The organism is Mesobacillus sp. (assembly GCF_049588175.1).
Taxonomy (GTDB): Bacteria; Bacillota; Bacilli; order Bacillales; family Cytobacillaceae; genus Mesobacillus.
In genome coordinates, this window is the sequence record NZ_JBAVFI010000251.1 from 1 (window position 1) to 6,681 (window position 6,681).

The window sequence follows — 6,681 nt, forward strand, 5'->3', positions numbered from 1 at the left end:
GCGCTTCCACTTTCATATACCCATCCCCCTTGTCTCTTTTATTTAAAATACATTATAGTATAAAAATTCGCTTTTCTCAATTTTTAAAATATTTATATGAAAATACTTAATTCTAACTTTAAGTCATCACTTAGATAACAGACTGTCTTGGCCGAATGTCATTATTCGTGAGAGTATAATTTTAAGTTTTTATATTATGCAATTTTTAAAGGCTCTGTTATAGTTCAATGTTGATTTTGAGCACCTGTTGATTGGAGCGGAGGGTTCTCGACTCTGCGGGATCAGCACCCGCAGGAGCAAAGCGACGAAGAGGCTCACCTGACGCCCCGCGGAAAGCGAGTGCCTGGAGCGGAAATTAACAGCCAAGTTTAACAGTGCCTTTTTAAAAGAAACATTAAAATATGCATTGCAGAGCAGAAACTATTTTACGAAAAGAACAGGTTTTAAAAACAGAAAATTTTGTGAAAGCGCTTTTATCTGTTAGATTTTATGTATAATAGAATTGACGTTTGAATTGTTGACGGGTGGTGACTGAATGGAACATAAAAAGACTTATAACGCAAAAGAACTGAAAACTCCTCATGGTCGTTTAATCATTGAAGGCCCAATTTCTCCTGAAAAACTGGCAAGCTATGAATTTCATAAGGATTTGGTAGCTTTTCGTCCTCCCGCCCAGCAGCATAAGGCGCTTATTGAAATTGCCGGTCTGCCTGAAGGAAGGATTATAGTAGCCCGTTCAGGGGATATGGTTGTCGGCTATGTTACTTATCTTTATCCAGATCCGCTTGAGCGGTGGTCGGAAGGCGGCATGGAAGATTTAATCGAGCTTGGCGCAATTGAGGTTATTCCTGAATTCCGTGGAAGCAGGGTCGGGAAAAACCTATTGGTTGTTTCAATGATGGACGACGCAATGGAAGATTATATCATCATCACGACAGAATATTACTGGCACTGGGATTTAAAAGGAACCGGTCTTAATGTTTGGGAATACCGCAAAGTCATGGAAAAAATGATGAATGCAGGAGGCCTTGTCTGGTATGCGACGGATGACCCGGAAATCAGCTCCCATCCAGCTAACTGTCTAATGGCGCGTATCGGGAAAAGAATTGCACCTGAATCCATCCAGAAGTTCGACCAGCTGCGATTCATGAACCGGTTCATGTATTAATAGGCTTGTCTAGATCAATTTATAGCTATACTTTTCCTGTCACAATTATATCGATCTCAGCTTTTATAAAAGCTTCACTCTTAAAATTACTATTTTCACCAATACATTTATTGAATTAATTACTTAACTTGAAAGATACCGTATCATTCAAGGAGGAAGAATCATGATCGTCGAAGAAATTATGAAAAAAAATGTTTCCACTCTTTTTCAAGAAAACACAATTGCAGAAGCGATCAAGCTGATGTCTGCCAAAAAAATTAGGCATATTCCTATCGTTGACACTGAGAACACTGTTGTCGGCCTGGTATCAGACCGGGATATCAAGGATGCAGCTCCATCGATTTTTCATTGGGATGAGCATAAGCACCAGCTTGACAAAGCAGTTAAAACGATTATGACGACAAATCTGATCACTGGCCATCCACTTGATTTTGTCGAAGAGATCTCTGGAGTTTTCTACGAACATAATATCAGCTGCATGCCCATCATCCAGGATAAAAAGCTCGTCGGAATTGTAACTGAAACGGACCTTCTTCATACACTTGTTGAATTGACTGGTGCCCATCAGCCAGGGTCGCAAATTGAAGTTAAGGTACCGAACAAGGCAGGTATGCTTTGTGAAATAGCATCTGTGATCAGCATGAGAAAGGCCAATATCCAAAGCGTGCTGGTATACCCTGACCAAAAGGATGAGCAATACAAAATTCTCGTAGTAAGGATCCAGACAATGAATCCAATTGCAGTAATCGAGGATTTGAAAAAAGCCGGACACAATGTTCTCTGGCCGAACCTGCCGGGGATGTCATCATGACCGACCGTTCTGTGTTTGTCTTTTCAGAAGAGCTGCTGAATTACCGTTTCAACAGCCAACATCCTTTTAATCAGATGCGCTTAAAACTCACATTGGATTTACTGCAAAAAATGGGGGCTATTGAGGAAAATCAGATTGTCGCACCCCGAATGGCAACGGATGAGGAACTATGCCTGATCCATGACCCCAATTTTGTTCATGCGGTTAAGCTTGCCGGCCAGGGACAGCTTAAAGGTGACGCTGCTGAAGGATATGGATTGGGAACAGAGGATACGCCCATTTTTGCAAATATGCACGAAGCGAGCGCCTTTTTGGTTGGCGGCACACTGACCGCTGTCGATTATGTGATGAGCGGAAAAGCTGAGCATGCCTTACACCTTGGCGGCGGACTGCACCATGGCTTTAGGGGGAAGGCATCCGGCTTCTGCATCTATAATGACAGCTCCGTGGCAATTAAGTATCTGCAGGAAAAATACAATGCACGTGTATTATATGTAGATACGGATGCGCATCATGGAGATGGCGTCCAATGGTCTTTTTACGACGACCCGAATGTATGCACATTATCGATTCATGAAACAGGCCGTTACTTATTTCCAGGCACAGGCAACGTGAATGAACGGGGACAAGGGAAAGGCTATGGGTACTCATTCAATATTCCAGTCGATGCTTTTACAGAAGATGACTCCTGGCTGGATGCCTATAAAAATGCACTCACGGAAGTTGCGGAATTTTTCAAGCCCGATGTGATTCTTACCCAAAATGGTGCTGATGCCCATTTTCTTGACCCTTTGACCCATCTTTCATCAACAATGAAGATTTACAGGGAAATACCAAAGCTGGCACATGAGATTGCTCATAAATATTGCGGGGGCAAATGGATTGCTGTAGGCGGCGGAGGCTACGATATTTGGCGGGTTGTGCCAAGAGCATGGTCACTCATCTGGCTTGAAATGATTGAAAACTCAAATTGTTATGGCAGTTTACCACAAGATTGGATTGAAGAGTGGAAGGATAAAGCCTCTGTTGAACTGGCAAGAGAGTGGGATGATCCGGATAATTTATATCCCCCCATTCCACGCAAACCAGAAATTACGGAAAAGAATGCTCAAACAGTCGAAAAAGCATTATATCCGATCCGATCGAACAAAAAGTCTGAAACCGTGTAAGGATTCCGGTGGTAAAGCCGGGACTCTTTATACGGTCTTTTTGTTCTGAACGCTGTTGTGAAAAGGAAAGATATTAAAAGGCCCTTGCACAATAGCAAGGGCCTCCATATTACTTCGTAGAATTTCTATTTTCAATCCTATGCGGCAATACGACGATGTTCTCATCTACATTCTCTTTGTTCATATATTTTGTCAGCAAGCGCATCGCAACTGCACCGATATCATATAACGGCTGGACGATTGTAGTCAGCTGCGGGCGAACCATTAACGTCAACCTAGTGTTATCGGAACTGATAACTTCGAAATCATCCGGAACGCTGTAGCCACGGTCGAAAGCTCCATGTACGACACCCAGCGCCATTTCGTCAGAACCGACTAGGATTGCGGTTGGCTTTGTATCAAACTCAAGAATCCTTTCAATCGCTTCCAGACCGGAATCATACGTATAGTCTCCCTCGATAACGAAATCTTCATTATAAGCAATGCCAGCATCACTAATTGCACGCTTGTAGCCTTCAAGCTTTTTATCCTTGTTGATTGGCTCGTGGTGAGGACCAATGACAAACGCAATTTCCGTATGGCCTTTTTCAATAAAAGCTTGTACTGCATCAAACGCTGCTTGTTCATAATCGATATTTACGGATGGAATTTCACCAGACTCTTCAATGGAACCAGCAAGAACGATTGGTACCTGGGATTTTTTAAATTCTTCAACATGCTCTGCTTTAATATTTCCGCCCATGAACACAATGCCATCAACCTGCTTGCCAAGCATCGTATTTAAGAGATGCAATTCCTTTTCAATGTTCTGATCTGAATTGCTTAAGATAATATTGTATTTATACATCGTTGCGATATCCTCAATCCCTCTCGCAAGTTCAGCGAAAAACGGACTTGCGATATCAGGGATGATCACACCAACCGTAGTCGTTTTCTTGCTTGCTAAACCACGGGCAACAGCGTTTGGACGGTACCCAAGACGGTCAATGACCTCCATTACCTTTTTCCGGGTAGCAGGCTTAACATTCGGATTTCCGTTGACGACACGTGAAACCGTTGCCATTGAGACATTGGCTTCTCTTGCAACATCATATATAGTGATATTCATCTATTCCACTCCTTCAAATAATAAACGGCGATTTTTCTATAGTTTACAGCAAATATTGCCACAATAATCATTTTTAAGTTTGTGATTATATGTACAAGTATAATTTATGTTATTAATGATACGATATCCTCGGCAATCCCGCAATGTGAAGGACTTATTTTGTTAAGATTTTTTAATTGCTGAGCTTATTTCTCTTCGAGTTGTTCTCGGACCCCTTCTTATAACAACTCGATGCACCTTTTTTCTCTTCGAGTTGTTCTCGGATTCCTTATCAGACAGCTCGATGCACTTTTTTCTTTTTGAGTTGTTTTCGGACCGGTGCTCCAATCAACTTATTTATAATTGTTTTGCTATCAAAACAACAATTTTTTTAGAAAACTTCCTTAAAAAACCCTTTAGTATAAATCCAAATTTAACTAATAGGGCGTGTCTCCTATACTTCCTGTCACACTAAAAAACCTTCCTGAAGATAACAGGAAGGTTTTAAACATTTTAGATTCTTACAAATGGAGTAGATTTCAACCCATTCAAGAATTCGTCGAACTGTTTTAGATCCATCTGTTGCGCGTTGTCGGATAAAGCTACGGCAGGATCCGGGTGCACCTCTGCCATGACTCCGTCAGCTCCAATCGCAAGTGCAGCTTTTGCTGCTGGAAGCAGCAGGTCTCGCCTGCCGGTCGAATGAGTGACGTCAACCAGTACTGGCAAGTGTGTTTCCTTCTTCAAAATTGGTACAGCCGAGATATCCAATGTGTTCCTTGTTGCCCTTTCGTACGTCCTGATTCCACGTTCGCAAAGGATAATCTGTCCATTGCCCTGGGCCATGATGTACTCTGCTGCATTGATGAATTCTTCGATCGTTGCAGCAAGTCCACGTTTTAGCAAAATGGGTTTATTTACAGCGCCCGCAGCCTTAAGCAGTTCAAAGTTCTGCATATTCCGGGCACCAATTTGAATGACATCAAGATAGTCAACTGCCGTTTCAATATCAGCCGGATTGACGATTTCACTAATGACTGCCATATCGTACTCATCCGCAATCCGTTTCAGGATTTTCAAACCTTCAAGTCCAAGCCCCTGGAAATCATATGGAGATGTTCTTGGTTTGAACGCACCGCCGCGGAGCATTTTAAAGCCCTTGGCTTTTACTGCTTCAGCTACTGTTGCAACCTGTTCATATGATTCAACTGAACATGGTCCGAAAATAAAGTCAGGGTTCCCATCACCGATTTTTACACCCTTAATATCAATCACTGTATCTTCAGGCTTTTTCTTCCTTGATACCAGAAGAGCCTTGCGATGGTCATCAGACTGTAGCTCAAGGCCTGCCTTAAATATTTCTTTGAAAATATGTTCTACTGTCGAACTCTCAAAAGGACCCTTATTATGCTCCTTGATTAAATTAAGCATATCTCTTTCTCTTACCGGGTCATAACGGTATACCCCTTGTGTTTCTTTTGCGCGGCCAATTTCCTGGACGAGCAGGGCTCTTTCATTAATCAATGATAAAAGCTCTAAATTCAATTCATCAACGCGATTTCTTAGCTGGTCTAAATTTTTACTCATTTTCCGTCCCGTCCTTTCGAAATTCATTTTAGCCCTAAATCAGATAATCATCAAGAAAAGCAACCCAGCGTCCCTTTTCTGGTCCAAAGCTGCGTCCACGAGAATCTCCTAAAAGCCTGAATCTTCTTTATAGCAGCAGCAATGTGTGATACTTTATTTATAATAAGGGTAATTATAGCCGAATTAATTTTAATTGTCACGCAATTTTCTTTAATAATTGAACGCTTTTAAGTAATAAAGCATTTTATGAGAATATAAGTTAGAAGGTGCATTGTTTTGCAGGTAAAAGATAAGCTGTTCGCGCTTGATATTGGAACCCGATCAGTAGTAGGGATCATTCTCGAGGAATCAGATGGCCGTCATGAAGTAATTGACATTCTTGTTCGTGAACATGAGGAAAGGTCAATGCTCGATGGCCAGATTCATGATGTACTATCGGTTTCCGAAATTATCCAGGATATTAAATATAAGCTTGAAGCTTCACATGGACCGTTAACAAAGGTATGCGTTGCCGCTGCTGGAAGAGCATTAAAAACTGAACGCTCCAAGGCAATTGCCGATATTGTGGGACAGCCTATGCTTTCTAAGCAGGATATCCTCCATCTGGAATTGACTGCTGTTCAGCTTGCCCAGGCAGCCGTAGCTGGAGAAAGGAATAATGACAATAGCCATCATTACTATTGTGTCGGATATTCTGTACTTTATTACCAGCTGGATGGAGAAGAAATCGGAAGTCTGATTGATCAGCGTGGAAACGAAGCCTCTGTTGAAATCATTGCGACCTTCCTTCCACGGGTTGTTGTCGAATCACTGCTTTCTGCTTTGGACAGAGCAGGACTCGAAATGGATGCCTTGACAC

6 protein-coding genes are annotated in these 6,681 nt (G+C 42.0%); 4 read left to right on the plus strand and 2 right to left on the minus strand.

The window, feature by feature from the left end:
- Positions 1–535 precede the first annotated feature (535 nt).
- The 3 genes from WB217_RS06180 to WB217_RS06190 all read left to right on the plus strand — a co-directional run bounded on the left by WB217_RS06180 (position 536) and on the right by WB217_RS06190 (position 3,148).
- Positions 536–1,168 carry a GNAT family N-acetyltransferase gene (locus WB217_RS06180; protein WP_335376481.1) on the plus strand — a complete coding sequence of 211 codons (633 nt, stop codon included), beginning with the start codon at positions 536–538 and terminating at the stop codon, positions 1,166–1,168.
- A gap of 163 nt (positions 1,169–1,331) precedes the next feature.
- Positions 1,332–1,979, plus strand: coding sequence for an acetoin utilization AcuB family protein (locus WB217_RS06185; RefSeq protein WP_423991664.1), 648 nt, complete (start codon positions 1,332–1,334; stop codon positions 1,977–1,979).
- Positions 1,976–3,148: an acetoin utilization protein AcuC gene (locus tag WB217_RS06190; RefSeq protein WP_423991666.1), complete on the plus strand. Its 1,173-nt coding sequence runs from the start codon at positions 1,976–1,978 to the stop codon at positions 3,146–3,148. The genes WB217_RS06185 and WB217_RS06190 overlap by 4 nt, the downstream gene beginning before the upstream one ends.
- A gap of 109 nt (positions 3,149–3,257) precedes the next feature.
- Here WB217_RS06190 and ccpA read toward each other — a convergent pair whose 3' ends face one another.
- Together ccpA and WB217_RS06200 are read right to left on the minus strand one after the other, a co-directional pair.
- Positions 3,258–4,256 (minus strand): catabolite control protein A, encoded by a 999-nt coding sequence (ccpA, locus tag WB217_RS06195; RefSeq protein ID WP_423991668.1) that lies wholly within the window; start codon positions 4,254–4,256, stop codon positions 3,258–3,260.
- A gap of 492 nt (positions 4,257–4,748) precedes the next feature.
- Positions 4,749–5,822, minus strand: a complete 1,074-nt coding sequence (locus WB217_RS06200; RefSeq protein ID WP_423991670.1) for a bifunctional 3-deoxy-7-phosphoheptulonate synthase/chorismate mutase — start codon at positions 5,820–5,822, stop codon at positions 4,749–4,751.
- A gap of 276 nt (positions 5,823–6,098) precedes the next feature.
- On the opposite strand from WB217_RS06200, the gene WB217_RS06205 reads away from it, so the two are divergent.
- The coding region (locus WB217_RS06205) for a cell division protein FtsA (protein ID WP_423991672.1) at positions 6,099–6,681 on the plus strand (583 nt) is incomplete at its 3' end.